At 73.3% G+C, this 24,538-nt stretch carries 18 protein-coding genes; 5 read left to right on the forward strand and 13 right to left on the reverse strand.

Going from position 1 to position 24,538, the window contains the following annotated elements:
• Window positions 1-90 precede the first annotated feature (90 nt).
• Complete coding sequence (locus ACIGQF_RS32455; RefSeq protein WP_399717766.1) at window positions 91-1,581, forward strand: zinc-dependent metalloprotease; 1,491 nt, start codon at window positions 91-93, stop codon at window positions 1,579-1,581.
• Between the two features lie 2 nt (window positions 1,582-1,583).
• Complete coding sequence (locus ACIGQF_RS32460; protein WP_399717769.1) at window positions 1,584-2,114, forward strand: NUDIX hydrolase; 531 nt, start codon at window positions 1,584-1,586, stop codon at window positions 2,112-2,114.
• A 165-nt stretch (window positions 2,115-2,279) separates the two neighbouring features.
• Here the strand turns inward: ACIGQF_RS32460 and ACIGQF_RS32465 are convergent, their stop codons facing one another.
• From ACIGQF_RS32465 to ACIGQF_RS32480, 4 genes are all read right to left on the reverse strand, one after another.
• On the reverse strand, window positions 2,280-3,038 hold the full coding sequence (locus ACIGQF_RS32465) for an AIM24 family protein (RefSeq protein ID WP_399717772.1): 759 nt from the start codon (window positions 3,036-3,038) through the stop codon (window positions 2,280-2,282).
• Window positions 3,039-3,058: 20 nt separating this feature from the next.
• Window positions 3,059-3,742: an AIM24 family protein gene (locus ACIGQF_RS32470; protein WP_399717775.1), complete on the reverse strand. Its 684-nt coding sequence runs from the start codon at window positions 3,740-3,742 to the stop codon at window positions 3,059-3,061.
• An 11-nt stretch (window positions 3,743-3,753) separates the two neighbouring features.
• A complete protein-coding gene (locus ACIGQF_RS32475; protein WP_399717778.1) occupies window positions 3,754-5,472 on the reverse strand; it encodes a TerD family protein in 1,719 nt (572 codons plus the stop codon).
• A gap of 124 nt (window positions 5,473-5,596) precedes the next feature.
• Entirely contained in the window at window positions 5,597-6,196 is a 600-nt protein-coding gene (locus tag ACIGQF_RS32480) for a M48 family metallopeptidase (RefSeq protein WP_399717781.1), read from the reverse strand.
• Between the two features lie 402 nt (window positions 6,197-6,598).
• Here ACIGQF_RS32480 and ACIGQF_RS32485 point away from each other — a divergent pair, with 402 nt between their 5' ends.
• A complete protein-coding gene (locus tag ACIGQF_RS32485; protein WP_399717783.1) occupies window positions 6,599-7,771 on the forward strand; it encodes a ThiF family adenylyltransferase in 1,173 nt (390 codons plus the stop codon).
• Between the two features lie 269 nt (window positions 7,772-8,040).
• The gene (locus tag ACIGQF_RS32490) at window positions 8,041-9,555 is read left to right on the forward strand and encodes an ABC1 kinase family protein (RefSeq protein ID WP_399717785.1); all 1,515 of its coding nucleotides are present in this window, start codon (window positions 8,041-8,043) and stop codon (window positions 9,553-9,555) included.
• A gap of 117 nt (window positions 9,556-9,672) precedes the next feature.
• Here the strand turns inward: ACIGQF_RS32490 and ACIGQF_RS32495 are convergent, their stop codons facing one another.
• The 5 genes from ACIGQF_RS32495 to ACIGQF_RS32515 form a co-directional block, all read right to left on the reverse strand.
• Entirely contained in the window at window positions 9,673-10,023 is a 351-nt protein-coding gene (locus ACIGQF_RS32495) for a hypothetical protein (RefSeq protein ID WP_399717787.1), read from the reverse strand.
• Between the two features lie 318 nt (window positions 10,024-10,341).
• Complete coding sequence (locus ACIGQF_RS32500) at window positions 10,342-10,659, reverse strand: hypothetical protein (RefSeq protein WP_361563895.1); 318 nt, start codon at window positions 10,657-10,659, stop codon at window positions 10,342-10,344.
• Complete coding sequence (locus ACIGQF_RS32505; RefSeq protein ID WP_399717790.1) at window positions 10,656-11,009, reverse strand: WhiB family transcriptional regulator; 354 nt, start codon at window positions 11,007-11,009, stop codon at window positions 10,656-10,658. Before ACIGQF_RS32505 ends, ACIGQF_RS32500 begins: the two co-directional genes overlap by 4 nt.
• 145 nt (window positions 11,010-11,154) lie before the next feature.
• Complete coding sequence (locus ACIGQF_RS32510; RefSeq protein WP_399717793.1) at window positions 11,155-11,508, reverse strand: hypothetical protein; 354 nt, start codon at window positions 11,506-11,508, stop codon at window positions 11,155-11,157.
• 193 nt (window positions 11,509-11,701) lie between these two features.
• Complete coding sequence (locus ACIGQF_RS32515; RefSeq protein ID WP_399717795.1) at window positions 11,702-14,047, reverse strand: ATP-dependent DNA helicase UvrD2; 2,346 nt, start codon at window positions 14,045-14,047, stop codon at window positions 11,702-11,704.
• A 176-nt stretch (window positions 14,048-14,223) separates the two neighbouring features.
• Here ACIGQF_RS32515 and ACIGQF_RS32520 point away from each other — a divergent pair, with 176 nt between their 5' ends.
• The gene (locus tag ACIGQF_RS32520; RefSeq protein ID WP_399717798.1) at window positions 14,224-14,481 is read left to right on the forward strand and encodes a mycoredoxin; all 258 of its coding nucleotides are present in this window, start codon (window positions 14,224-14,226) and stop codon (window positions 14,479-14,481) included.
• A 95-nt stretch (window positions 14,482-14,576) separates the two neighbouring features.
• Here the strand turns inward: ACIGQF_RS32520 and nudC are convergent, their stop codons facing one another.
• The 4 genes from nudC to ACIGQF_RS32540 form a co-directional block, all read right to left on the reverse strand.
• A complete protein-coding gene (gene nudC / locus ACIGQF_RS32525) occupies window positions 14,577-15,512 on the reverse strand; it encodes an NAD(+) diphosphatase (RefSeq protein ID WP_399717801.1) in 936 nt (311 codons plus the stop codon).
• 91 nt (window positions 15,513-15,603) lie between these two features.
• Window positions 15,604-17,004: a dipeptidase gene (locus ACIGQF_RS32530; protein WP_399717803.1), complete on the reverse strand. Its 1,401-nt coding sequence runs from the start codon at window positions 17,002-17,004 to the stop codon at window positions 15,604-15,606.
• A gap of 10 nt (window positions 17,005-17,014) precedes the next feature.
• Window positions 17,015-20,722, reverse strand: a complete 3,708-nt coding sequence (locus tag ACIGQF_RS32535; protein ID WP_399717805.1) for a UvrD-helicase domain-containing protein — start codon at window positions 20,720-20,722, stop codon at window positions 17,015-17,017.
• Window positions 20,723-20,838: 116 nt separating this feature from the next.
• Window positions 20,839-24,447, reverse strand: a complete 3,609-nt coding sequence (locus ACIGQF_RS32540; RefSeq protein ID WP_399717808.1) for an ATP-dependent helicase — start codon at window positions 24,445-24,447, stop codon at window positions 20,839-20,841.
• Between the last annotated feature and the right edge of the window lie 91 nt (window positions 24,448-24,538).

The raw sequence follows: 24,538 nt of genomic DNA on the forward strand, positions 1-24,538 counted from the left end.
GAGAACGGCCGGGCACCCTCTAGGCTGGAAGGGAATGTCGGGCAGCCGCCGTCGGCCCGGGGCCGGCGGCCCTACGAGCCGAGGAAACCCGTGAGTGACAACCCATTCGGATTCGGCCTTCCGCCGGAGGAGCCGGAGGACGGCGACAACGGCAAGCAGAAGGGCGGCCAGGGAGGTAGCCAGGGCCCCGCGAATCCGTTCGGGTTCGGCGGCGGGAGCGGCGGCGCGGACAACCCGTTCGCGGCGCTCTTCGGCGGCATGGGCGGGCCCGGGGGCGAGATGAACCCCGGTGACCTCGGAGCCGCCTTCCAGAAGCTCGGCCAGATGCTCTCGTACGAGGGCGGCCCGGTGAACTGGGACATGGCCAAGGACATCGCCCGGCAGACGGTGGCGCAGGGCGCCCCGGACGGCAGCAAGGACGCCAGCGTCGCGCCCGGTGAGCGGGCGGCGGTCGAGGAGGCCGTGCGCCTGGCCGACCTGTGGCTGGACGGCGTGACGTCGCTGCCCTCGGGTGCGGGCAGCGTGGTGGCCTGGAGCCGTGCGGAGTGGGTCGAGGAGACCCTCCCGGTGTGGCGCGAGCTCGTGGACCCGGTCGCCGCGCGGGTCGGCGCGGCGATGGGCGATGTGCTCCCCGAGGAGATGCAGGCCATGGCGGGCCCGCTGCTCGGGATGATGCGCTCCATGGGCGGCGCGATGTTCGGTACGCAGATCGGGCAGGCGCTCGGCACTCTGGCCGGCGAGGTCGTCGGCTCCACGGACGTCGGGCTGCCGCTGGGACCGGCCGGCAAGGCAGCGCTGCTGCCGGGCAACGCCGAGGCGCTCGGCTCCGGCCTGGGCGTGCCGCCCGAGGAGGTGCGGCTGTATCTGGCCCTGCGCGAGGCCGCCCACCAGCGACTCTTCGCCCACGTGCCGTGGCTGCGCTCGCACCTCTTCGGCGCGGTCGAGGGCTACGCGCGCGGCATCAAGGTCGACACCAGCAAGCTGGAGGACGCGGTCGGCCAGCTCGACCCGGCCCACCCCGAGCAGCTGCAGGACGCCCTTCAGCAGGGCATGTTCCAGCCCGAGGACACCCCGGAGCAGAAGGCCGCGCTGGCCCGTCTGGAGACGGCGCTGGCGCTCGTCGAGGGCTGGGTGGACGCGGTCGTGCACGCCGCGGCGGCACCGCACCTCCCGTCGGCCGACGCGCTGCGAGAAACGTTGCGGCGGCGCCGGGCGACCGGCGGCCCGGCCGAGCAGACCTTCGCCACCCTGATCGGTCTGGAGCTGCGTCCGCGGCGCCTGCGGGACGCCTCGCGGCTGTGGGCCTCGCTCACGGACGCGCGCGGCCTGGAGGGCCGGGACGCCCTGTGGTCGCACCCGGACATGCTGCCCACGGCGCAGGACCTCGACGACCCGGACGGCTTCGTGCACCGCGAGCAGCTGGACTTCTCCGAACTGGACAAGATGCTCGGCGAGGCGGCGAAGGGCACGGCCGAGGGCGGCCGGCCGGACCTGACCAAGCGCGAGGGTGCCGAGGGCGAGCGCCCCGAGGGTGACGCTTCCGGGCGTGAGGACGGCGACGAGGGCGACGGCGGCAAGTGACCGTGAGCCTTCATGAGGACGCGGCGCGGGTCCTGAAGGAGTGGCCCGCGCACGCGCCCGATCAGGAGCAGCTGCGCCTGGCCTACCTGGACCACCTTGCCGCGCACCCCGACGGCATGTGGAAGCCCTGCGGCGACGGGCACGTCACGGCGAGCGCCCTGGTGGTCGACCCGTCGCGCGGCCGGGTGCTGCTCACGCTGCACAAGAAGCTGCGCATGTGGCTGCAGATGGGCGGCCACTGCGAGCCCGAGGACGCGACGCTGGCGGACGCGGCGCTGCGCGAGGCGCGTGAGGAGTCCGGCATCGCCCGGGGCCTGACGCTGCTGCCCGGCGGCCCGGTGCGCCTGGACCGCCACCACACGCCGTGCGCGTGGCACCTGGACGTGCAGTACGCCGCGCTGGCCCCCGAGGGTGCCACCGAGGCGATCAGCGACGAGTCGCTGGACCTCCGCTGGTTCCCGTACGACGAGGTGCCCGGCGTGGCCGACGAGTCGGTGGTCCGGCTCGTGGAACGGACCCGGGCGCTGCTCTGAGGCGACGAGCGCGGTTCTGAGGGGACACGAGAGGGCCCGGCGCCGGGAAGGTGCCGGGCCCTCCCACGTGTCCCTGGCGGGCGCCCTGTCGGTCCGGAGGCGCCCTGCGCATCCGGACCGGCGGCGTCCGGTCGGTTCCTGAATCCGGTCGGGTCGTGAACCCGGTCAGTTCGTGAAGATGTTGCCCTGATTCTGCCCGCGGGCGCCGTGCTGGCCCATGCCGTACTGCGCCGCGAGGCCGTGCCCGATGGCCGCGTTCTGCGGGGGCAGCAGCTCGCTGGGCTGAACGAGCGCGTAGCCCTGCCCGAGGAAGCTGAGCTCCCAGCCCTCGCCGGTGCTGCCGCGGCGCCGCCACACCCCCGAGGAGTGCGTCTGGGCCTGCATCTGGACGCGCAGCGAGGTGGCCCAGGCGACCACCGCGTCCGCGTCGGCGTTCACGTACTTGTCGGGCGTCACCTGCATCATCAGCGGCTGGCCCGAGGTCATCAGCGCGACCTTGCCCTGCCCGGAGATGTTGAGCTGGTACTTGCCGGTGCCCGAGATGCCGTACTGGCTGTCCACGGAGATGACCTCCCAGTGGAGCGTGGAGTCCAGCGCGAGCACGTAGTTGCTGTCGACGGTCAGGCCGTCGTGGTCGACGTCCACGAGGTGCACGTGCTGGGCGAGGTTGGCCAGGTAGACCGTGCCCTGCCCGGACACGCGCATCAGGTCCAGGCCCTCACCGGCCCTGGCGCGCTGCCGGCGCTGGTTCGGGGTCTGGTACTCCCCGTCGAATTCGAGCAGCCCCTGATAGGCGACCATCGTGCCCTTACGGGCGAGCAGGTCCTCGTGACCGGTCAGCGCGACCCGCAGGAGCTGCGGGTTCTGCAGTGCGTACCGGTCCTGCGTCTGCGCCTCTGTGTAGGCGAAAAGCGGGCTCTGCATGGTTACGTAAGTCCTCCCCCTCAGCCCCGGGACCGGAGCCGGTCGGCGCTGTCCTCGCTGGGCTGTACGACCACGAAGCCCTGGCCGGAGAAGCCGAGCTGGTACGCCTCGCCACTGCCGCGCCCGATCATCGATGACGCCTTGAAACTGCGCTTGCCCTTCACGTTCAGATTCGTCGACCAGGCCACGAGCGCGTCGGGGTCCACGTAGGTCTCGTCCTCACCACGACCGCAGTCGACGACGATCGGGGTGCCGCGGGACGTCAGCGCGACCCATCCGGTCCCCGAGATCCCCACGTTGAACAATCCCTGCCCGGCGAACTTCGCCATCCCCTTGACGCGCTGCACGCCCCACTGGAGGTGCGCGTCGAAGGCGAGCAGGTTGGTGCCGTTCACGGAGATCGCGTCGTCGTTGAGGTTCAGGCACACGACGTCCGCGCCGTAGTCGGCGAGGTAGAGGAGGCCGTCCCCACTGGCCTTCATGAGGGGCGCGCCCTCGCCGGTCAGCCACTGGGAGGCCATCTGGCGGACGGCCGGCGGGTTCGGCTCGTACTGGACGAAGCCCTCGTAGGCGACCATCGAACCGGTGCGGCAGAAGACGTCCTGGCCGCTCTGCATTGCGATCTTCACCATCGCACTGCCGTGGTTCTCCATGCGGGCCGCGGGTGCGGTCGGGGCATAGCCCGAAAGCTGCTGCTGAGTCATGACGGGCTCCCTCAGACCTCGTAGGGCTGGACGACGATGAAGTTGCCGGGGGCGCCCCGGAACTGCAGGTTCACGGTCTCGCCGGAGTGCCCGGGGTACGCGTTGCGGCGCAGCCGCACCTGGCTGGAGACGATCACCTGGGACGCGGCGGACCACGCGACGATGGCGTTGGCGTCCGCGAAGGTGGTCGGCGTGACGGGCAGGACGACGGGCGTACCGGAGGTCTTCACGACGACCGTGCCGGTGCCCTGGAACTGCATCGTGAACAGCGCGCCCCCGGGGATGCCGTGCCCTTCGATGCGCCGCACCTCGTGCTGCAGCGACTCGTCGAAGGCGAGCACGCTCTCGGCGTTGACGCAGATGGCGTCGCCCTGCAGTTCGATCGGGTGCACGTGAGCGCTGTTCTCGGCGAAGAAGACCTGGCCCTGGCCGGAGCAGCGCATCAGCTGCATCTCCTGGCCGGTGGCGTTGCCCACGATGCGGCCGCGGAAGCCGGCTCCCTTGTAGCTGAAGTCGACCTTGCCCTGGTAGAGCACCATGCTGCCCTGCCGGGCGAGCACCGGCTGTCCGTCGATGCCGAGGTCGGCGCGGATCAGCTTCTCGCTCTGCGGCGTCCAGCGCTGCCCGGTGGCGGCCTCCCGGTACTTCTGCAGCGAGGCCTCCAGACCCGCTCCCGCACCCTGCTGCGGCACGGCGTAAGCGCCGCTTCCCTGCGGCGCCGGCTGCCCGTAGGCGGGCGGCTGCTGGCCGTACGGGCCGGGCTGGCCGGGCGGCGGCACCGGCTGCCCCGGGTGCGCTCCCGGAGCCCCGTACGGAGCGGGCTGGATCTGCGCTCCGTAGGGGGCCTGGGGCGGAGGCGTTGCTGCGGGCGGCGCCATGGGCGCGGCAATCGTCGGGGCCGCGTGCATCTGCGCCTGCTGGTCGCCCTGCGGGGCGACGGGCGGCTGGGGTGCCTGATGCTGCGGGGCGACGTGTGCCTGAGGAGCCGGGTACTGCTGCGGCACGTCCGGCTGCTGGGCGACGGGCTCCGGCTGCGTGGCGTGCGGCGGCACGGGCGCCGGGGCGGCCGACTGCTGGGCCGGGACGCCGAAGTCCGGGGCCGGTTCGGAAGCGGCGGGCGGCGCGAAAGCGGGCGGCGGCTCGGCGGCTGCGGGCGGGGCGAAGCCGGGCGCGGCGTCCGGCTGCGGCGCGGCCTCGGCCTCCTCGGCGACCTCGCCGCCGAAGTTCCTCAGCAGCGCTTCCAGCCCGCCGTCGAAGCCCTGCCCGACGGCGGCGAAGCGCCACACGTCCTTCATGTAGAAGTCGCCGAGCATGACAGCACGCTCCGTGCTGAACTCCGCGCCCGTGAAGGAGTAGCGCGCGACCTCCTGCCCCCCGGCGACGATGCGGATGTAGCCCGGGCCGATCTGCGACATCTGGCCCGCGCCGTCGATCGCCGCGGTGAAGGACAGCTTCTGGATGTGCTGCGGGATCCGGTCGAGCGTGACCCGGAAGGACTCGGTGTCGCCGGCCTGAGGGCCGAGCTGCTGGAGGGACTCCTCGGGCGACTTCGGCTGGTTGAAGAAGACGAAGTACCGGTCGTCGGACAGCCGTTCGTCGGCGTCCAGGCCGAAACAGCTGATGTCGAAGGTCAGACCGGGAGCGGCGATCTGTACGCCCACGTACAGATCCGTACCCGCGGTCAGGTCACTGATCCTGGCCTTGTGGCCCCGTTGGAATTCCCTGGCCATACGTAACGACCGTCCCCCATCCGAGCTTGATTGCGTTGCGCGTCAGGCTAACGGCTGGCTCGGACACGGGACGATGCCGGGGTTCGACGGTTCGGTCACGAAAATCCCGGGAGCGCCGTGCGGCTCATTCGCTGCGCGCGGCGGGCAGGTGCGGCAGCCGGCCGGCGGCGACCACCCCTTCCAGGTAGCCGCGCGCCCGCTCCGTACGGGGGTAGGACGTCAACAGCTCCCAGAAGCTGGGGCCGTGCCCGGGGACGAGCAGGTGGGCCAGCTCGTGCAGCAGCACGTAGTCGATGACGTACTCCGGCATGCCCTGGAGCCGGTGCGAGAGCCGGATGCTGCCCTCGGCGGGGGTGCACGATCCCCAGCGGGTGTTCTGATTGGTGACCCAGCGCACCGAAGCGGGGCGCGCCCGGCCGCCCAGGTACTGCGCCGACAGCCGCTCGGCGCGCTCGGCGAGCTCGTCGTCGCCCAGGATCCGCTTGCTCTCCTGCGCGGCCAGCTTGTCCAGCATGACCGTCACCCAGCGGCGCTCCTCGGCCTCGGACATCCGGGCCGGGATCAGGACGACCGTCCGGTCGCCCTCCCTGTACGCCGAGACAGTCCGCCGCCGCCGTGAGCTTCTGCGCACCTCGACCGCGCTGGTCGTGGCGCCGCTGCCCTGCGGGCTCGCGGCGTTCCGGCGCTGCGGGTCGGCGGCACGTTGCAGTGGGTCGGCGGGCACGCCCCGACGTTACCTGTTGGCGGCGGGGGAAGTCCCGTCCCCGAGCCGGGTTGCCGGCGAATCCCTCCATGACGAGTACGCGGACGCCCGGCACTGGTACACAGAGACACTCGACGTTAGTACGACTATCTCCGCCGCCTGTGGACAACTTCGGGCGCCGGCCCAGGCACTTGCCGCATGCTCGATCCGTGCGACAGATCCGGGCCTCGGCGAACGACCGGCAGGCGTCTCCGCGAGCCCCACGTCGCATCCGCACCACCGCCCGGTCACACACCGACCAGCACCACACCAACGGGGGACGACATGCGACACCCACACCCGACGACGCCACACGCCCCTCCCTCTTCCCCGTCCCTCTCTTCTTCCACCACTCGTCCGGCTTCACGTTCTGGTCCGCGGCCGATGCTCAAGCCCGCCCTGCGGCGCGGCTGGCGGGACAGCTCCACCGTGCGCTTCGGCGTCGCACCGGCCCATGCCGTGGTGATGGGCCCCGTGGACAGCGCGACCGGCAGTCTGCTGAGCCTGATCGACGGCACCCGCAGCGTCGAGCAGTTGGAGCGTGAGGCCACCGCGCTGCAGCTGCCGCCGGAGCACACCAGAGAAGTGGTGCACCGCCTGGACGCCGCCGGGCTGCTGGACACCCCGACGCCCGCCACCCCGGTCGGCGAAGCGCTCCCGACCGACCTCCCCGCGTTCGACCGGCTGCGCCCGGACCTGGCCGGCCTGTCGGTGCACCATCGCGACAGGACGGGTCCGGACGAACGGATGTGGGCACGCCGCTCGGCGCGGGTCCGCGTACGCGGTACGGGCCGGGTGGGCGCGTCGATCGCGGCGCTGCTCTCCGCGGCGGGCGTCGGGCAGGTGGAGGTGCTGGACGGCGGCCGGGTCGAGCCGTGGGACGTGCTGCCCGCCGGCTTCTCCGCCGACCGCGTCGGCGCACGCCGGGACGTCTCCGCCCGGCGCCTGGTCAACGAATGCTCTCCATGGACCAAGCGCCCCCGCTCCTCGCCCGGAGCCGCGCCGTCCGGCACCACACCGCCCTCAGGTGAGGAACGGATCGGCGAGCCGGGCCCTCTCGTCCTGACAGTGCTCGCTCCGCGCGACGGCCTGGCCGCCTACGCCCCCGACCCCCGGCTCGCCGAACCGCTCCTCACCTCCGGCATACCGCATCTGTACGCAGGCGTCGTCGAGGCCACGGGAGTGGTGGGGCCGCTGGTGCTCCCCGGGGACACGGCCTGCGCCGGCTGCTGGGAGCTGCGCCGCACGGAGGTCGAACCGGCCTGGCCGCGACTGCTGGCCCAGTGGCGCTCCGGCCGCGCCGCCCCGGCCGTTCCCGCGTGTGACGCGGCGCTGGCGACGACGGTGGCAGGGCTCGCCGCGACACAGGTCCTGACCTTCCTCGACGGGTATCTGCCACCCTGTACGGGCGCACGGACAGAGCTTGCGCTCCCCTGTACGAGCTGGGACATCGATCGGATCGAGGCGCATCCTGAGTGCGTCTGTGGCGCGGCGCGCTCCCCTGCCACCGCAGCCGCCTCGGATCCTCGTCCCCGACACGCCACAATGACGGAGTAACCCCACAGGGGACCGGAGCGAGTTGGAGGGGCACATGGCGGCACCACACCGAGCCGACACGTCCGCCGCCTTCCCCTCGACCGACCGTCCCGGCCGTCCCGAAGGGTGCGACCGGTGCCACGGGCCCCCGGTGGGGCCGGTCCGGCCGATCCGCCCCTCGATTGATCCGACCAGCCCGATTGACCCGAGCAACCCGATTGACCGAGCACTGACCTGACTCGTGGGAACAACGCGCCCCGCCGGAGCGGGGATCTTGGGAGGACGCGCACATGTCTGATCTGCCGCGCAAGGCCGTCGTGCGGACGGCCAAGCTCGCCGCCCTCCCCCTGGGCTTCGCCGGGCGCACCGCACTCGGACTGGGCAAGCGCATCGGCGGACGCCCGGCGGAGATGATCGCCACCGAGCTCCAGCAGCGCACCGCCGAGCAGCTTTTCGCGACGCTGGGCCAGCTCAAGGGCGGTGCCATGAAGTTCGGGCAGGCGCTGTCGGTGTTCGAGTCGGCGCTGCCTGAGGAGATCGCCGGGCCTTACCGTGCCGCACTGACCAAGCTGCAGGAGGCGGCCCCGCCGCTGCCCTCGGCCACCGTGCACACAGTTCTCGCCCAGCGGCTCGGGGAGGACTGGCGGGAGCTGTTCGCGGAGTTCGACGACAAGCCCTCGGCCGCGGCCTCGATCGGGCAGGTGCACCGGGCGGTCTGGCACGACGGCCGCGAGGTCGCGGTGAAAGTGCAGTACCCGGGCGCCGGCGAGGCGTTGCTCTCCGATCTCGCTCAACTGGGGCGGTTCGCACGGCTGCTGGGGCCGCTGGTGCCCGGCATGGACGTCAAGCCGCTGATCACCGAGCTGCGCGACCGGGTCTCGGAGGAGCTGGACTACGGCCTGGAGGCGGCAGCCCAGCGGACGTACGCCGAGGAGTTCGCCGGCGACCCGGACGTCGTCGTGCCGGCCGTCGTCCACCAGGGTGACGAGGTACTGGTCACGGAGTGGATGGAGGGAATCCCGCTCTCCGAGATCGTCTCGCACGGTACGCCCGAGCAGCGGAACCGTGCCGGGCAGTTGCTGGCCCGCTTCCTCTTCTCCGGCACCGCGCGTACGGGCCTGCTGCACGCCGACCCGCACCCGGGCAACTTCCGCCTGCTGACCGGTGACGCACCCGACGGACCGCCGGAGGAGTGGCAGCTGGGGGTGCTGGACTTCGGCACCGTCGACCGACTGCCCGACGGGCTGCCGCCCACGATCGGTACGTCGCTGCGGATGACGCTGGACGGCCGGGCCGATGAGGTCTACGAGCTGCTGTGCGAGGAGGGGTTCGTCAAGGACTCCATCGAGCTGGAACCGGACGCGGTCCTGGACTACCTGCTTCCGATCATCGAGCCGGCCCAGGCCGAGGAGTTCACCTTCACACGCGGCTGGATCCGGAACCAGGCCACCCGGATCGCCGACCCCCGCTCCCCCGCCCACCAGCTGGGCAAGCAGCTGAACCTCCCGCCGTCGTACCTCCTCATACACCGGGTGACGCTGAGCACGATCGGCGTGCTGTGTCAGCTGGGTGCGACGGTCCGGCTCCGGGACGAACTCATCAGCTGGCTCCCGGGCTTCGTCCAGCCCGCCCCGATCCCCGTGCCGGACCCCGAGTCCGCCCCGATCCCCACCCAGGCCACCCGCGACACCAGTGCCGAGACCGGTCCCGAGACCGGTCCCGAGACCAGCCCCGAGACCACGGAGGCACACACCACGGAAGCACATGCCACGGAGGAGGACACCGCCGAAGAGTCCTCCGCCTGACCCTCCGCACCAGGTGACTCCGGCCCCCGTCCCCGGCCCTCGGGAGCCGGGGCGGCCCCGGAGGGGCGGGTCAGGGCCATTGCCGTGCGGGCGGCTGCTTGACAGGGGGCGGTGGGGTCACCACCAGGCCGAGTCCAGGCGGGATTCGATGGCCCGCAGGTGGGTTCGGGCGCAGGCTTCGCAGAAGTAGCGGCGGGTGCCGTTTTCGACGGAGCAGGTCCAGGTCGGCGGGGTGCCGTCGGTCACGGCGCCGCATCGGGCACAAACCGTGGTCTCCTCGGGCCCGAACGTTTCGCCGCTCTCGGGCGTGTCATTCGGTGCGGGGCGCGGGTCCGGCGTTCCGGAGTTCGGAGCCGTCCGTCCGGGGTGTGGGTCCGTCGTTCGGGGGTGTGCGTCCGTTCTGAGGGTGCCGCCCTCCCGGTCGGTTTTGCCGGTCAACTCCGCCCGCTCATGCGTCTCGTCGTCCACTGCCCGACGATATCTCCGTCAAGGCCGACAATACGTGCAGAAGACACTGGTAATGCGGATCGTGTCGGAGCACGGGTTCGCCTTTCCGGCGCACGGTGCGGGCGACCCGGCGCACAGTTCGACCATCGGGTGCATGTGCCATCCAACGGGCGCATGGAACGGAAGCCACGGCGCACGTTTACGTGCTTTCCGCTCCCCCATGCCCTTGGTCTCCCCCGGGTCTCCCTCCCCCGTCATCGCTCGGAAAAGCGCATAGCGCGCCGCACTGCCCGGGAAGGGCGTGGGGCGCGCCATGTGAGTCGAACGGCTCGGGGGCAGTCACTGCATGACGGCCATGGCCAGGGCGCGGCGGGCGCGGAGCGAGGCGCGTTCGGCACGCCGCTGCATGCGGCGGGCCGTGGCGAGCCGGTGAGCTCTGCGGTCCCTCTCGGCCTCGCGCAACCTCTCATGGATATGCGCGCGAGCCAGGGCTTCTGGGATGAGTTGCATTTCGCGGGTCCTGTTCTGGCGACGCTCGTTCGCGCCGGAGTTCGCGGGGGCGGGCATGTCGGTGAGGGATGGGTTCATCGTCGGATCCTGCTTCTGGGGGTCCCGGGTGACGGGACGGTCGATCGTTCCTGTGCCGGTGGTGTTCATGCCGCGACCGGGTTCTTGCGCGGACGGCCACGCGGGCGCTTCCGGGGGACGACAACGCCCTGGACGAAGAGCTCACCGCCCCAGACACCCCAGGGCTCGCGGCGGTCCTTGGCGCCGGCCAGGCAGGCCTCGCGCACCGGACAGGTCTGGCACAGCGACTTGGCGTACTCGACGTCGGCCGGGGATTCGGCGAAGAAAACCTCCGGGTCGTAGGTACGACACGGAACGGCGGCGCCGAGGCGGTCGATCTCGTCGTCGAGCTCGGTGAGGGGAAGCAAGGAGTTCTCCTGGGCGTCGGGCGGGGGAATCAGGTCGGTGGCGACGGACGGGGTGTGCGTCTGGAGTTGCACGGTGGTGTGTTCCTCGTCTGTTCGGCCCGGCTGGTGGCTGGGCTGTCGTATCGCGTCCTCCGCCGGCTGCGGAGGACAAACAAAAGGGCCGCGGATCCCGGTGTGGGTTCCGCGGCCCTGGAAGGTGCCGACCTGATCTCGCCGATCAGGCTGGATCACTCCAGGGTTCGAGCCCGCGGAAGGCCCACATGTCGTTCTGCTGCGTGTACTCGGTCGTGCCGTACTGCGTCAGGGATTCGGCACCATTGGCCGCCGCGAAGGCAAAGGCATGCGCGTTTGCCGCTGCTGCTACCTCAGGTGCCTCGGTCGGTCGCTCGCTGCGCTCGCGAATCGGGAGAATCGCGAGGGACGCGGGACGCGGGGCCGCGACGCCGGACAGGCGGACGGAACCGGACAGGCCGGCTCCGGACAGACCGGTGCCACGGAGCGAAGAGCCGAGCGGGCAGGTGGCGACGACCGAGAGATCGGTCATTTTCTGGGTCTCGATGAAGCTGATCACTGGTCTCGCCTCCTTTCGGCGTCTTCGGGGACCGGCGCGAACCGGTCCGGGTTGTTCAGTACAGCACGAATCCAACGGTTCTCGGAAGGCCCGTTGTCTCCGTGCTTCCGAAGGCTATGGGGATGCGCTCCGCGCGCGCAAACTATTTTTCCGACGACTTTTCCGCGTCATCGGAGACGTTCCCCGGAAGCCTTCATTCCGCAGCGTCCTCGTCACCTTCGGCCCGGCCCGCCGCGAGTTCTCCACCCGGGAGTTCCTCCCCCGCGCACAGGGCCAGGACGTCGGCACCGAATCTGCCGAGCTTGCGCCGTACAACTCCAGGGATGCCCGCCAGCTCCTGTTCGGTTCCCGGCACGGCCTCGGCGATCGCCATCAGCGTCTTGTCGGTGAAGACGCAGAATGCCGGCTGGCCCAGCGCAGCGGCCTGACCCTCGCGCCAGTCCCGCAGCCGCTCGTACAGCCCCTCGTCCAGCTCGGAGGGGCAGTCCTCGCAGCGCATCAGCTTGATCTCGCCGCCGTCGGAGAGCACCCGGCCGCACACCCGGCAGCGGATCGGCCCGCGCCGCGTGCGGCGGACCGCCTCCCGCTCCTCGCCCCGGGCAGCCGTGCCGCCGACGCCCCGCTCGATGCCGCCGCCCCCGCCGGGCGAGCGGTGCCCCACGGCCCCGGAGCCCGGCCGCAGGCCTTTCAGGAAGCGGCTGGCGCTCCGGTGGGCCCGGCCGCCGGGAGAACGCGAGAGGGCCCACGAGAGGCTCAGATGGCGCCGCGCGCGGGTAATGCCCACGTACAGCAGACGGCGCTCCTCCTCCAGCTGCTCGTCCGTCTTGGCGTACGTGATCGGCAGCATGCCGTCGGTGAGGCCAACCAGGAAGACCGCGTCCCACTCCAGGCCCTTGGCGGCGTGCAGCGAGGCGAGCGTCACACCGTCGACGGTCGGGGCGTGCTGGGCACTCGCCCGCTCGTCCAGCTCGGCGACCAGGTCGGCGAGGGTGGCCTCGCGGCGCGCCCGGGCGAAGTCCTCGGCGAGCCGGACCAGCGCCGCCAGCGACTCCCAGCGGTCGCGCACGGCGCCGGAGCCGGCCGGCGGCCGGTCGCCCCAGCCCATCTCGCTCAGGACGGCCCGCACCTCCGAGGGCAGGTCCTGGGCATCGTCCAGCAGCGCGTCGTTCCCCCCGAAGCGGGCGGCCGCGCGCAGCTTGTGACCGGCCTCGCGCACCTCCGGGCGCTCGAAGAACCGCTCGGCCCCACGGAGCTGGTACGGCACGCCCGCGTCGGCCAGCGCCTGTTCGTAGACCTCGGACTGGGCGTTGATACGGAAGAGGACGGCTATCTCGCCCGCGGGCACGCCGGAGGCGATCAGGTCGCGGATGCGGCGCGCCGTGCCCTCCGCCTCGGCGGGCTCGTCGCCGTACTCCACATGGACCGGGTCCGGGCCGGCCTCGCGCTGGGAGACCAGCTCCAGGCGGTGCTCGGCGGCGCGGCCGCTGGCCTGCGACAGGAGGCCGTTGGCGAGGTGGACGACCTGGGGGCTGGAGCGGTAGTCGCGGACCAGCTTCACGACCGTCGCGCCGGGGTGGCGGGTACGGAAGTTGAGCAGGTGGTCGGGGGTGGCGCCGGTGAAGCTGTAGATCGTCTGGCTGGCGTCGCCGACCACGCAGAGGCTGTCGCGGTCGCCGAGCCACAGCTCCAGGAGGCGCTGCTGGAGGGGGCTGACGTCCTGGTACTCGTCGACGACGAAGTGCTGGTACTGGGAGCGGACCTGCTCGGCGATGTCGGGGCGGTCCTGGAGCACGCCGACGGTGAGCAGCAGCACGTCCTCGAAGTCGATGACGCCGCGGCCCCGCTTGAGGTCCTCGTAGGTGCGGTAGATCTGGGCGATCTCGGCGGGGTCGCGGGGGGCCTCACGGGTGGCCTTGGCTACGGCTGCCGGGTAGTCGGCGGGGACGGTCTGGGTGACCTTGGACCATTCGATCTCGCCGGTGACGTCACGCAGCTCGGTGCGGTCCAGCCGGATACCGGAGCGGGCGCCGGCCTCGGCGACCAGCTGGACCTTGCGGTCCAGCAGCCGGGGGACCTCGCCGCCGACCGCCTTGGGCCAGAAGTACTGGAGCTGGCGCAGCGCGGCGGAGTGGAACGTACGAGCCTGGACGCCGGCGGCGCCGAGCTGGCGCAGCCGGCCGCGCATCTCGCCCGCCGCGCGGTTGGTGAAGGTGACGGCGAGGACGGTGTTGGGCTGGAGGACGCCCGCGCGGACGCCGTACGCGATGCGGTGGGTGATCGCGCGGGTCTTGCCCGTCCCCGCACCGGCCAGCACGCAGACGGGGCCGTGCAGCGCGGTGGCGACCTCGCGCTGCTCGGGGTCGAGCCCTTCCAGCACCGCGTCGGCGTCCGCCGGGGCGGCGGGGAAGTTCGTCGCCGACGGTGCCTGCGGGAAGAGGGTGGGGTCCGATGCTGCTGTCACCCCGCCATGCTGCCAGGTCCGTGGCGGCGGCCGGGAATGTTGTCCACAGGCGCGGCCGGTGGTCGTACTTGTGCGCACGTCCCGAAGGGGCCGGAAGCGCGCGGGGCGGGAAGCGCCGGAAGGAGGCGGGAATACTCACCCGCGAGCGCCCCGAAGGACCGGGGAATGGTCCGGGGTAGGTGCGCGTTGAACCACTGCGGTCGCGGCAATCCGCCGCACCACGCCAAGCAGCAGCAAGAAGGAGCGCGAGACTCATGGCGGGCACTGTCACGATGTACAGCACCACCTGGTGCGGTTACTGCCGTCGGCTCAAGAGCCAGATGGACCGCGAGGGCATCGCGTACACCGAGATCAACATCGAGCACGACCCCGAGTCCGCGAAGTACGTGGAGACCGTGAACGGCGGCAACCAGCTGGTGCCGACCGTCGTCGTGGTCCCCGAGGCCGGCGGCGAGCAGCATGCGATGGGCAACCCGCCGCTCGCGTGGATCAAGGAGAAGCTCGCCGCCTGAGGCCCGCGCACACCATTGCGCGGCCCGCGCTGTGAGGCCGGACACGCAGAGGGCCGGAACCGTACGGTTCCGGCCCTCGCGCATGCCCGCGGCAGCTACGGCTTCGGCAGCGGCTTCCCGTACCAGAGCTCGATCAGGCGGGCCGCGATGGAGATGCCGTACGGCGGCAGGACCTCGCCCGATTCGAAGGCCTCGCGCAGGTCCTCGCGGGAGAACCAGCGGGCCTCCTCGATCTCCTCGCCGTCCACCTGGATCTCGGGGTGCGTGGCACGGGCCATGAAGCCGAGCATCAGGCTGGAGGGGAAGGGCCAGGGCTGGCTGGCGACGTACTCGACGTCCCCGACGACCACGCCGGCCTCTTCGTAGACCTCGCGCCGCACCGACTGCTCGATGGACTCGCCCGGCTCCACGAAGCCGGCGAGCGTGGAGAACCGGCCTTCGGGCCAGTGCACCTGCCGCCCCAGGAGCGCGCGGTCCTCCTCGTCGGTGACGAGCATGATCACGGCCGGGTCGGTACGCGGGTAGTGCTCGGCGCCGCAGGCCGGGCAGCGGCGGATGTGGCCCGCCGCCGCGATGACCGTGCGCTCGCCGCAGCGCGAGCAGAAGCGGTGCAGCCGCTGCCAGTTCTCCAGGGCGACGGCGTGCACGAGGAGGCCGGCGTCGCGCTCGGACAGCAGCAGACCGGCTTCCCGCAGGCCCGCCGGGCGCGCGGACTGGTCCATGCGGCCAGGGAGCGAGTCCTTCTGGAGCGCGAAGTAGCGGACGCCGTCCTCGTCCTGCCCGAGGTAGTAACGGTGGGTCTCGGTCATCGGCGCCTCGAAGGAGGGCGTCATGACCAGTTCCGTACGGCCGTCGGGGGTGTCGTCCACCAGGGCCTGGCCGCCGGAGACCACGAAGACGCGCGTCGTCGGGTGGCTCCACGCCGCGGCGAGCCATGCCTCGTCGAGTCGGTGATGCGCGCTGCGGTCGATGCCGCTGTCGGCGCTGAAGGTGATGGGCCGGTGTGCGTCGTGATCGGTCCGGGTGGTCACTGGTGTTTCCAACTCCCCCTGTGCGAGAGGTGCGGGCTGCGTACGGATGCGGGGCGCGGGCCGGCAGGGGGCCGCGGCCGCGGTGGTCGGGTCATGCCGGGCGCCAGTTCTCCGCCAGGTCGCCCCACAGGTACGCCGCGGTCTCGACGCCCTTCATGAGCAGGTCCAGCTCGACCTTCTCGTTGGGCGCGTGCCAGCCGTCGGAGGGCACGGAGATGCCGAGGAAGAGCACCGGGGCGCCGAGCGCGTCCTGGAGGTCGGCGGCGGGCCCCGAACCGCCCTCCCGGGTGAAGCGGATCTTCTGCTCGAAGGCGCGGCCCATCGCGCGGGCGACCGACTGCAGGGCGGGGTGGTCCAGCGGGGTCAGGCAGGGCCGGGTGGCGCCCCAGAAGGTGATCTCGTGCCGGATGCCGGCCGGCAGCCGCTCGGCGACCCAGGAGCGGACGGCCTCCTGGACGGCGGCCGCGTCCTGGCCGGCGACCAGCCGGAAGGAGAGCTTCAGCCGGGCCCGGGACGGCACGATGGTCTTGCCGCCGGGGCCCTGATAGCCGCCGCCGATGCCGTTGACCTCGGCCGTGGGGCGGGCCCAGATGCGCTCCAGGGTGGTGTGACCGGCCTCGCCGAGCGCGGCGTGGGAATGCGCCGTACGCAGCCACGCCTCCTCGTCGAAGGGCAGCTCGGCGAAGAGCTCCCGTTCCCGCTCGGTGAGCTCGACCACGCCCTCGTAGAAGCCGGGGACGGCGACCCTGCGGTCCGCGTCGTGCAGCCCGGCGGCCAGCCTGGCCGCCTCGGTGGCCGGGTTCGGCACGGCGCCGCCGAAGGAGCCCGAGTGGATGTCCTGGCCGGGCCCGTACAGGTCGATCTGGCAGTCGGTGAGGCCGCGCATGCCCGTGCACACGGTCGGCGTCTCCGCCGCCCACATGCCGGTGTCGGAGACGATCACCGCGTCGCACGCGAGGCGGTGCGCGTGCTTGGTGATCAGCGCGGGGAAGTTCGGCGAACCGGACTCCTCCTCGCCCTCGACGATCAGCTTGAGATTGACGGCGGGGGCGGTACGGCCGGTCGCGGCGAGGTGCGCCCGCACCCCGAGGGTGTGGAAGAAGACCTGGCCCTTGTCGTCGGCCGCGCCGCGCGCGTACAGCTTGCCGTCGGCGGTGTGCGGCTCGAAGGGGTCGGTGTGCCAGCCGTCCTCCAGGGCGGCGGGCTGCACATCGTGGTGGCCGTAGACGAGCACCGTCGGGGCGTCCGGATCACCGGACGGCCACTCGGCGAACACCGCGGGCAGCCCCTCGGTCTCCCAGATCTCGACGGTCGGGAACCCGGTCTCGGCGAGCTTCGCGACCAGCCATTCGGCGCTGCGGCGTACATCGGGGGCGTGGCCGGGGTCGGCCGACACCGAGGGGATGCGCAGCCAGGCGCCGAGGTCGTCGAGGAAGGCCTCACGTCGGCTGCTGATGTACGTGCGGACAGCGCTGTCCGGGGTGCTGCTCATACCCCTGAGCCTATCGGCCCGTATGGGTCGTACGGTCGCCGGTCTCGCCTGCGTGACCGGCCGGGTACGCCGTGTCGGCGCCGTACGCGCCCGGTGCGGCGGCCGTTCCGTCGGTGCCGCCCGGGGGCTCGCCCAGCAGGATGCGTTCCAGCTCACGGCGGCCGGGGAGCCCCGCGGGGCGGACCAGTTCGCCGCTGCGCACGTACAGGAAGGCGGCCCGCACGGCGGTGAGCGGGACGCCGCGCTGCTCCGCCCAGGCCAGGCGGTACAGGGCCAGCTGGAGCGGGTCGGCGTCCTGGCTGCGGCCGGTCTTCCAGTCGACGATCTCGTACACCGGGCCGTCGTGGCCGTCCGTCGCCTCCGGGTCGGGGGCGAGCCGGTAGACGGCGTCGATGCGGCCGCGGATGATGCGGCCCCCGAGGGTGAGCTGGACGGGCACCTCCACCCGGTACGGCGTGCGCCGCGCATACGGGGTGCGCGCGAACGCCTCCTTCAGGGCGGCGAGGTCCCGCTCGTCCGCGATGCCCTCCTCGGCCGGCGTCTCCTCGTCGGCGCCGGGCAGCTCCTCGGGGCCGAGCATCGGCAGCGTCAGCTCCTCGAAGCGGGACTCGACCCAGGCGTGGAAGCGGGTGCCGCGGCGCGCGCCGGGCTGCGGGGGGCGCGGCATCGGCCGGGCCAGCTCGCGCGCGAAGCCGTCCGGGTCGGCGGCCAGCCGCATCAGCTGCGAGGCGCTGAGCGAGGACGGCAGCGGCACCTCCTGGACGCGCGCCCGGGACCGGCGCAGCTCGCCCGCCAGCGCGTCCAGGTCGCGGTCCCAGGACGCAACGGCCCGCCGCTCCTCGGGGACCAGCGAAGCCATGGCGTCCGCCTCGTCGCCGTCCCGGGCGGCGGGAACGGCGGGCGTGTGCCCGGTGCGGTCGGGGACGGCGCGTGCGGGGTGGCCGGGGTGCGAGGCGTCGTCCGGCGCGGCGTACGTGCCGTCCTCGCCGTACGGCGGCTCGTGGGGCCCGTCCTCGTCGTCCTCTCCGTGCCGGGGCTCGTAGGCCTCGTCCTCGCCGTACGGATCGCCGTACCTCTCCTCGTCCTCGTACGCGGGCTCCTCGGGCGGCCATTCCGGGTCGTCCGCCGGGCCGGGGCCGGCCGGGGCCTCCGGTGCCGCGGAGAGGTCCGTCCCGACCTGCTCCGTGCCGTGCTCCAGGCGCTGCACCCGGGCCAGTACCGCTTCGGCCGCGGCCCGGCGGCGGGCCATCGCCTCCGGGTCCAGCGGGAGCGGCCACTCCCCTGCGTCGTCGTCCGCGGCCACGAGGGCGGGGTTCTCCGCGTCCTCCCCGGGCGGGTCGGCCCACTCCTCGATCTCGCCGTGGCCCGCCTCGCAGTGCGCGCGCAGCGCGTCCAGGAAGGCGGACGGGCCGCGGGGCCTCTTCTGGTCGGGCCCCCACCAGTGGCCGGAGCCGAGCAGCAGGGAGCGCGGGCGGGTGAACGTGACGTACCCGAGGCGCAGTTCTTCCGTGGCCTGGTGGTCCTTCATCGCCTCCTTGAAGGCCTTCAGGCCGCGGCTGTCCCACTCCGGTACGTCGGGGAGGGTGTCGGCATCACCGCGCAGGGCGTGCGGCAGCACCTTGGCCTGGCTGGTCCAGGACTCGCGGGCCCGGCTGCTGGGGAACTGCTTCTCGACCAGCCCGGGGACCGCGACCACGTCCCACTCCAGCCCCTTGGACTTGTGCGCGGTCAGCACCTTGACGGTGTTCTCGCCGCCCGGGAGGGAGCTGTCCAGGCCCTTCTCGTGTTGCACGGCCGTACGCAGGAACCCGAGGAAGGCCAGCAGCGTGGCCTCGCCGTCCAGGGCCGCGAACCCCGCGGCGATGTCGAGGAAGGAGCCCAGGGTCTCGCGGCGGCGGGCGGCCAGGGCGTGCGGGGAGGCGGACAGCTCGACGTCCAGCCCCGTGGTGGCCAGGACGCGGTGCAGGACGTCCATCAGGGGGTCCCCGAGCGAGCGGCGCAGCTCGCGCAGCTCGGCGGCGAGGTGCGCGAAGCGAACCCGCGCGGCGGCCGAGAAGGGCAGCGCGGCGCCCGGCCCGTCCTCCCCCGGGGCGCCGGCGTCCGTCCCGAGGAACGTGTCCAGGGCGTCCGCGAGCGAGATGGCCTCCGCCGGGTCGGTGCCCTCGACGGCCTCGGCGAGGCGCCGCTCGGGGTCGTCGGAGGGCCCGTCGCGGTGGACGAGCGTACGGGCGAGGCGGCCCAGCAGGGCGAGGTCCCGGGGGCCGATGCGCCAGCGCGGCCCCACGAGGAGGCGGACCAGGGCGGCGTTGGCCGTGGGGTCCTGGAGCACCTCGCAGACGGCGACCGTGTCGGCGACCTCGGGGAGGTGCAGCAGCCCGGAGAGGCCGACGACCTCCACGGGGACGTCGCGGGCGACCAGCTCGCCCTGGATGCGGGCGAAATCGCCGGCGGTGCGGCACAGGACGGCGATCTCGCCGGGCGGCGTGCCCGTACGGACGAGATGGGCGAGGGAGTCGGCGAGCCAGCGCATCTCGTCGGCGTGGGTGGGCAGCAGGGCGCAGCGCACGACGCCGTCGCGCTCGGCACCCGGGGCGGGCCGCAGGGCCTCGACGCCTTCGTGGCGCTCGCGCAGCGGGGCGGCCAAGCCGTTGGCGAGGTCCAGCAGGCGGCCGCCGCTGCGGCGGTTCTCGCTGAGCGCGAAGCGGCGCGCCGGGCTGCCGTCGGCGAACGGGAAGTGCCGGGGGAAGTCGTCGAGGTTGGCCACCGAGGCGCCGCGCCAGCCGTAGATGGCCTGGCAGGGGTCGCCCACGGCGGTGACGGCGTGGCCGGTGCCCCCGCCGAAGAGTCCGGAGAGCAGCAGGCGCTGGGCCACGGAGGTGTCCTGGTACTCGTCCAGCAGAACGACGGCGAACTCCTCGCGCAGCAGGCGGCCCACCTCGGCGCGGGTGGTGGCGAGCGTGGCGGAGAGGGCGATCTGGTCGCCGAAGTCGAGGAGGTCGCGGCGGCGCTTCTCGCTGCGGTACGCGCCGACCAGGTCGAGCAGCTCCAGGCGGCCCTGCACCGCCTCGGGGATCTTGCGCAGCTCGGCGTTGCTGAGCTTGGCGGCGCCGAGCTCGGCGAGCAGCCGGGTGTCGTACGCGCGCAGCTCCTCGGGGGCGACGAGGTGCTCGGCCAGCTCACCGTCGAGGGCGAGGAGGTCCTCCACGAGGGTGGGCAGCGAGGTGGTGAGCGCGGGATACGGGCCCGGCGCTTCGCGCAGCACCCGGGCGGCGAGCTGGAAGCGGGTGGCGTCGGCGAGCAGCCGGGCGCTGGGCTCGACCCCGATGCGCAGCCCGTGGTCCTTCAGGAGCTGGCCGGCGAAGGCGTGGTACGTGGAGATACGGGGCTCGCCGGGGGCTTCGTCGGCGCTCCCGTGACCGGGCGGCGCCGGGTCCGGGTCGGTCACGCCGGCCGCGAGCAGGGCGGCGCGCACCCGCTCGGCCAGCTCGCCCGCGGCCTTGTTCGTGAACGTCAGACCGAGGACCTGCTCGGGGGCGACCTGTCCGGTGCCCACCAGCCACACCACGCGCGCGGCCATCACCGTCGTCTTGCCGGAGCCGGCACCGGCCACGATCACCTGCGGAGCGGGCGGTGCCGTGATGCAGGCCAGCTGCTCCGGGGTGAACGGGATGCCCAGCAGCTCCTTGAGCTGTTCGGGGTCGGTGATGCGCGCGGACACGTCCGAGACGGTAACGGGCGGCACTGACAACGGAGCAAAACAGCCGGTCAGTGGGGCGGGCCGGCACTCGGACGCGGACCGTCACGCGCCCGCGGGCTTTCCCCGGAAGCATGCCGTCACTCGACGACGTGCTGTCCCTCGGGCCGCGCCGAACAGGAGCTCTTGAAGGCGCAGTGCGTGCAGTGCTGGCCGGTCGAGGGGACGAAGCGCTCCTCCAGGACGCGGCCGGCGGCGGTGGCCAGCAGGTCGCCCACCCACTCGCCTTCCAGGGGCTGCTGCCCCTGGACCACGGGCAGCGCGTCGCCGCCGTCCTTCTTGGCCGCGCCCTGGCGCAGGTGCACCAGCTCCGCTCCCCCGGCCTCCGGGGTGCGGCCCCCGAAGACCTCGTCGACGGCCCCTTCGCGCACCGCGAGCTGGTACACGGCGAGCTGCGGGTGCCGGGCCACCTCGGGGCCGGTCGGCCGGCTCTTGCCGGTCTTGAAGTCCACGACGTACGCATGACCGTCCGCGTCGGCCTCGACGCGGTCCATGCTGCCGCGGATGCGGACCGCGTACTCCTCCGCGGCACCGGCCTTCAGGGTGACGTCGAAACCGTGCTCGGTGGCGACCGTGGCGCGGCCGAGCGTCTCACGCTCCATGACGTGCCAGCGCAGGAAGCGCTCCAGGGCGGCGCGTGCGCTGTCCTTCTCCTGACGCGACTTCCACGGTGCGTCGAAGGCGAGCGAGTCCCATACGGAGTCCAGCCGCTCCATCAGCACGGCGAGGTCGGCCGGGGTGCGGCCGGAGGCGACCTCGTCGGCCAGGACGTGCACCACGTTGCCGAAGCCCTGCGCGGCGGTCGCGGGCGCGTCCGCCTTGACCTCCCGGCCCAGGAACCACTGGAGCGCGCAGGTGTTGGCCAGCTGGTCCAGCGCGCTGCCCGAGAGCGCCACGGGGGCGTCCTTGTCGCGCAGCGGTACGGAGCTGTGCGTCGGCTCGTACAGGCCCCACCAGCGGTACGGGTGCGCGGCGGGCACGAGGGGGCGGCCCTCGTCGTCCCGGAGCGCGGCCAGCCTGGCGAGCCGCTCGACGGCGGCGGTGCGCAGCGCCTCGGAGGCGGCGGGGTCGACGACGGTGGCGCGCAGCTCGGCGACGAGCGCGGCCACCGAGAGGGGGCGGCGCGGCCGCCCGGTGACGTCGACCGGGTCGACGCCCAGCTCGGTGAGGAAGCGGGAGGGCTGGTCACCGTCGTCGGCCGCGGCCTTCACGGCGGTGACGACGAGGCGCTCCCGGGCGCGAGTGGCCGCCACGTAGAACAGCCGGCGCTCCTCGGCGAGCAGTGCCCCCGGGGTGAGCGGTTCGGCGAGACCGTCCCGGCCGATCCGGTCGGCCTCCAGCAGCGAGCCGCGGCGGCGCAGATCGGGCCAGAGCCCCTCCTGCACGCCGGCGACCACGACGAGGCGCCACTCCAAGCCTTTGGAGCGGTGCGCGGTCATCAGGCGGACCGCCTCGGGCCGCACCGTGCGGCGGGTCAGCGTGTCGGCGGCGATGTCCTGGTTGTCCAGCTCCTCCAGGAAGTTCAGGGCGCCCCGGCCGCCGGTGCGCTCCTCGGCGCGCGCCGCGGTCTCGAACAGGGCGACCACCGCGTCCAGGTCGCGGTCGGCGTTCCGGCCCGCGGCACCGCCGCGCCGGGCGGTCCGTTCGAGCCGGCCTGGCCAGGGCGTTCCGTCCCACAGCTCCCACAGCGCCTGTTCGGCGGTGCCGCCGCCGGCGAGCAGCTCGCGGGCCTTGCGCAGCAGCACCCCGAGACGCTGTGCGCCCCGTGCGTACGCCGGGTCGTGGGCCACGAGGCGCTCCGGCTCGTCCAGCGCCTCGGCGATCAGTACGTCCGAAGGGCGCGGCACGGCCTGCCCGGCGGCCCGCTCCTCCTCCCGGAGGGCGCGCCCGAGCCGCCGCAGATCGGCGGCGTCCATCCCGCCCAGCGGCGACGTCAGCAGCTCTATGGCCACTTCGGGGGCTATGCGCGTGTACGCGGCGGGCGCCTCGGCCCCGGACGACGCAGCGGACGCGGCGGGCTCAGCGGCCCCGGACGGCGCAGCGGACGCGGCGGGCTCCGTGGGCTCCTCTGCGGCCTCGTCCGGGGCTCCGGCCTCCCCCAGGGGTTCCTCCGGCGCCCGGGCCTCCTCGTCGGCCGTCAAGAGCGCGTCCAGGCCGTCCGCCGGCTCCTCCCCGGCTTCGTCCGCGCCCGGCGCGCCGGCCACCGGCGCGTCCGTCGCCGCCACCCGCAGCGCCAGCAGCAGCGGCGCGACCGCGGGCTCGTGGCGCAGCGGGAGGTCGTCGCCGTCGATGTCGAGGGGGACGCCCGCCGAGGTGAGAGCGCGGCGTACGGAAGGGATCGAACGGCCGCCGGCGCGCACGAGGACGGCCATGTCCTGCCAGGGAACGCCGTCCTCCAAGTGCGCCCGGCGCAGGATGTCGGCGATGTTGTCCAGCTCGGCCCCGGCCGTCGGGTACGTGTACACCTCGGCCCGGCCGCCGTCCCGTACCGGCGTGGGCTCGCGGTGCTCCCTGACCTGCCGGGCGGGCAGCCGGTTGAGCGGCATGCGGCGGGTGAGCAGCCGGGTGGCGGCGACGAGCGCGGCCCCCGAACGGCGCGCGGTGCGCAGCACCTCTACGGGCGCGGGCGCCCCGTCCGCGCGCCGGAAGGTCTCCGGGAAGTCGAGGATGCCGTTGATGTCGGCGCCGCGGAAGGCGTAGATGGACTGGTCGGGGTCGCCGTAGGCGACCAGGGTGCGGCCGCCGCCGGCCCCGGGACGCGCGGGCCCGCGGTTCCCCGCCAGCGCGTGCAGCAGCCGGACCTGCGCGGCGTCGGTGTCCTGGTACTCGTCGACGAAGACCGCGTCGTACCGGCGCGCCAGCTCGGCCGCCACCTCGGGGCGCTCGGCGAGCAGCACAGCGCGGTGCACCAGTTCGGCGTAGTCCAGCACCCCCTGGGCATCGAGGACGTCGAGGTACTCGGCGAGGAAGCCGGCGGCGGCGCCCCAGTCGGGCCGCCCCGTGCGGCGCGCGAAGTCGCCCAGCGCGTCCGGGCCGAGACCCAGCTCGCGGCTGCGGGCGAGCACGGCGCGCACCTCGTCGGCGAAGCCGCGGGTGGTCAGGCAGGCCCGCAGCTCGTCCGGCCAGCCGACCGGCGCGCGGCCCTCCCGGGCCAGCTCCGCCTGGCCCGCCAGCAGCTCGCGCACGACGAGGTCCTGCTCGGGTCCGGACAGCAGGCGCAGCGGGTCGGCGAAGAGGTCGGCGTCCTGATGGGCGCGGACCAGCGCGTAACAGAAGGAGTGGAAGGTGGTGGCCTGCGGGCTGCCCGCCCGGCGCACTGCCCCTCCCACGTCCCCCGGCCTGTCCTCCGACGCGCTCTCGTGGCTCAGCCGGGCCGCCATCCGGTCGCGCAGCTCGACGGCCGCCTTGCGGCTGAAGGTCAGGACGAGGATCCGTTCGGGGTCGGTGCCCTCCCGCACCCGCCGGGTGACCGCCTCGACGAGCGTCGTGGTCTTGCCCGTACCGGGGCCGGCCAGCACGAGAAGCGGGCCGTCCTCATGGTCAACCACCGCGCGCTGACGTGCGTCCAAGACAGGAGGGCGCACCGCGTCCGGCCGGCTGCGGACCAGGCGGTACGCGCCGGGCGCATCCCGCCGCTCCGGCCGTGGGTACGGCCGGGGCTGCGGAATCGCCGAGGGGGAGGAACTCACGTGGATCGCCTGTGCCGGGGTCTGAGGTGCGGTTGCGGTGGTACTGGGGTCCTGGTGTGCGGATGCGGTGGAGACGGGTGTCCGGTGAGTG

Source organism: Streptomyces sp. NPDC053560, from assembly GCF_044544605.1.
Taxonomy (GTDB): domain Bacteria; phylum Actinomycetota; class Actinomycetes; order Streptomycetales; family Streptomycetaceae; genus Streptomyces.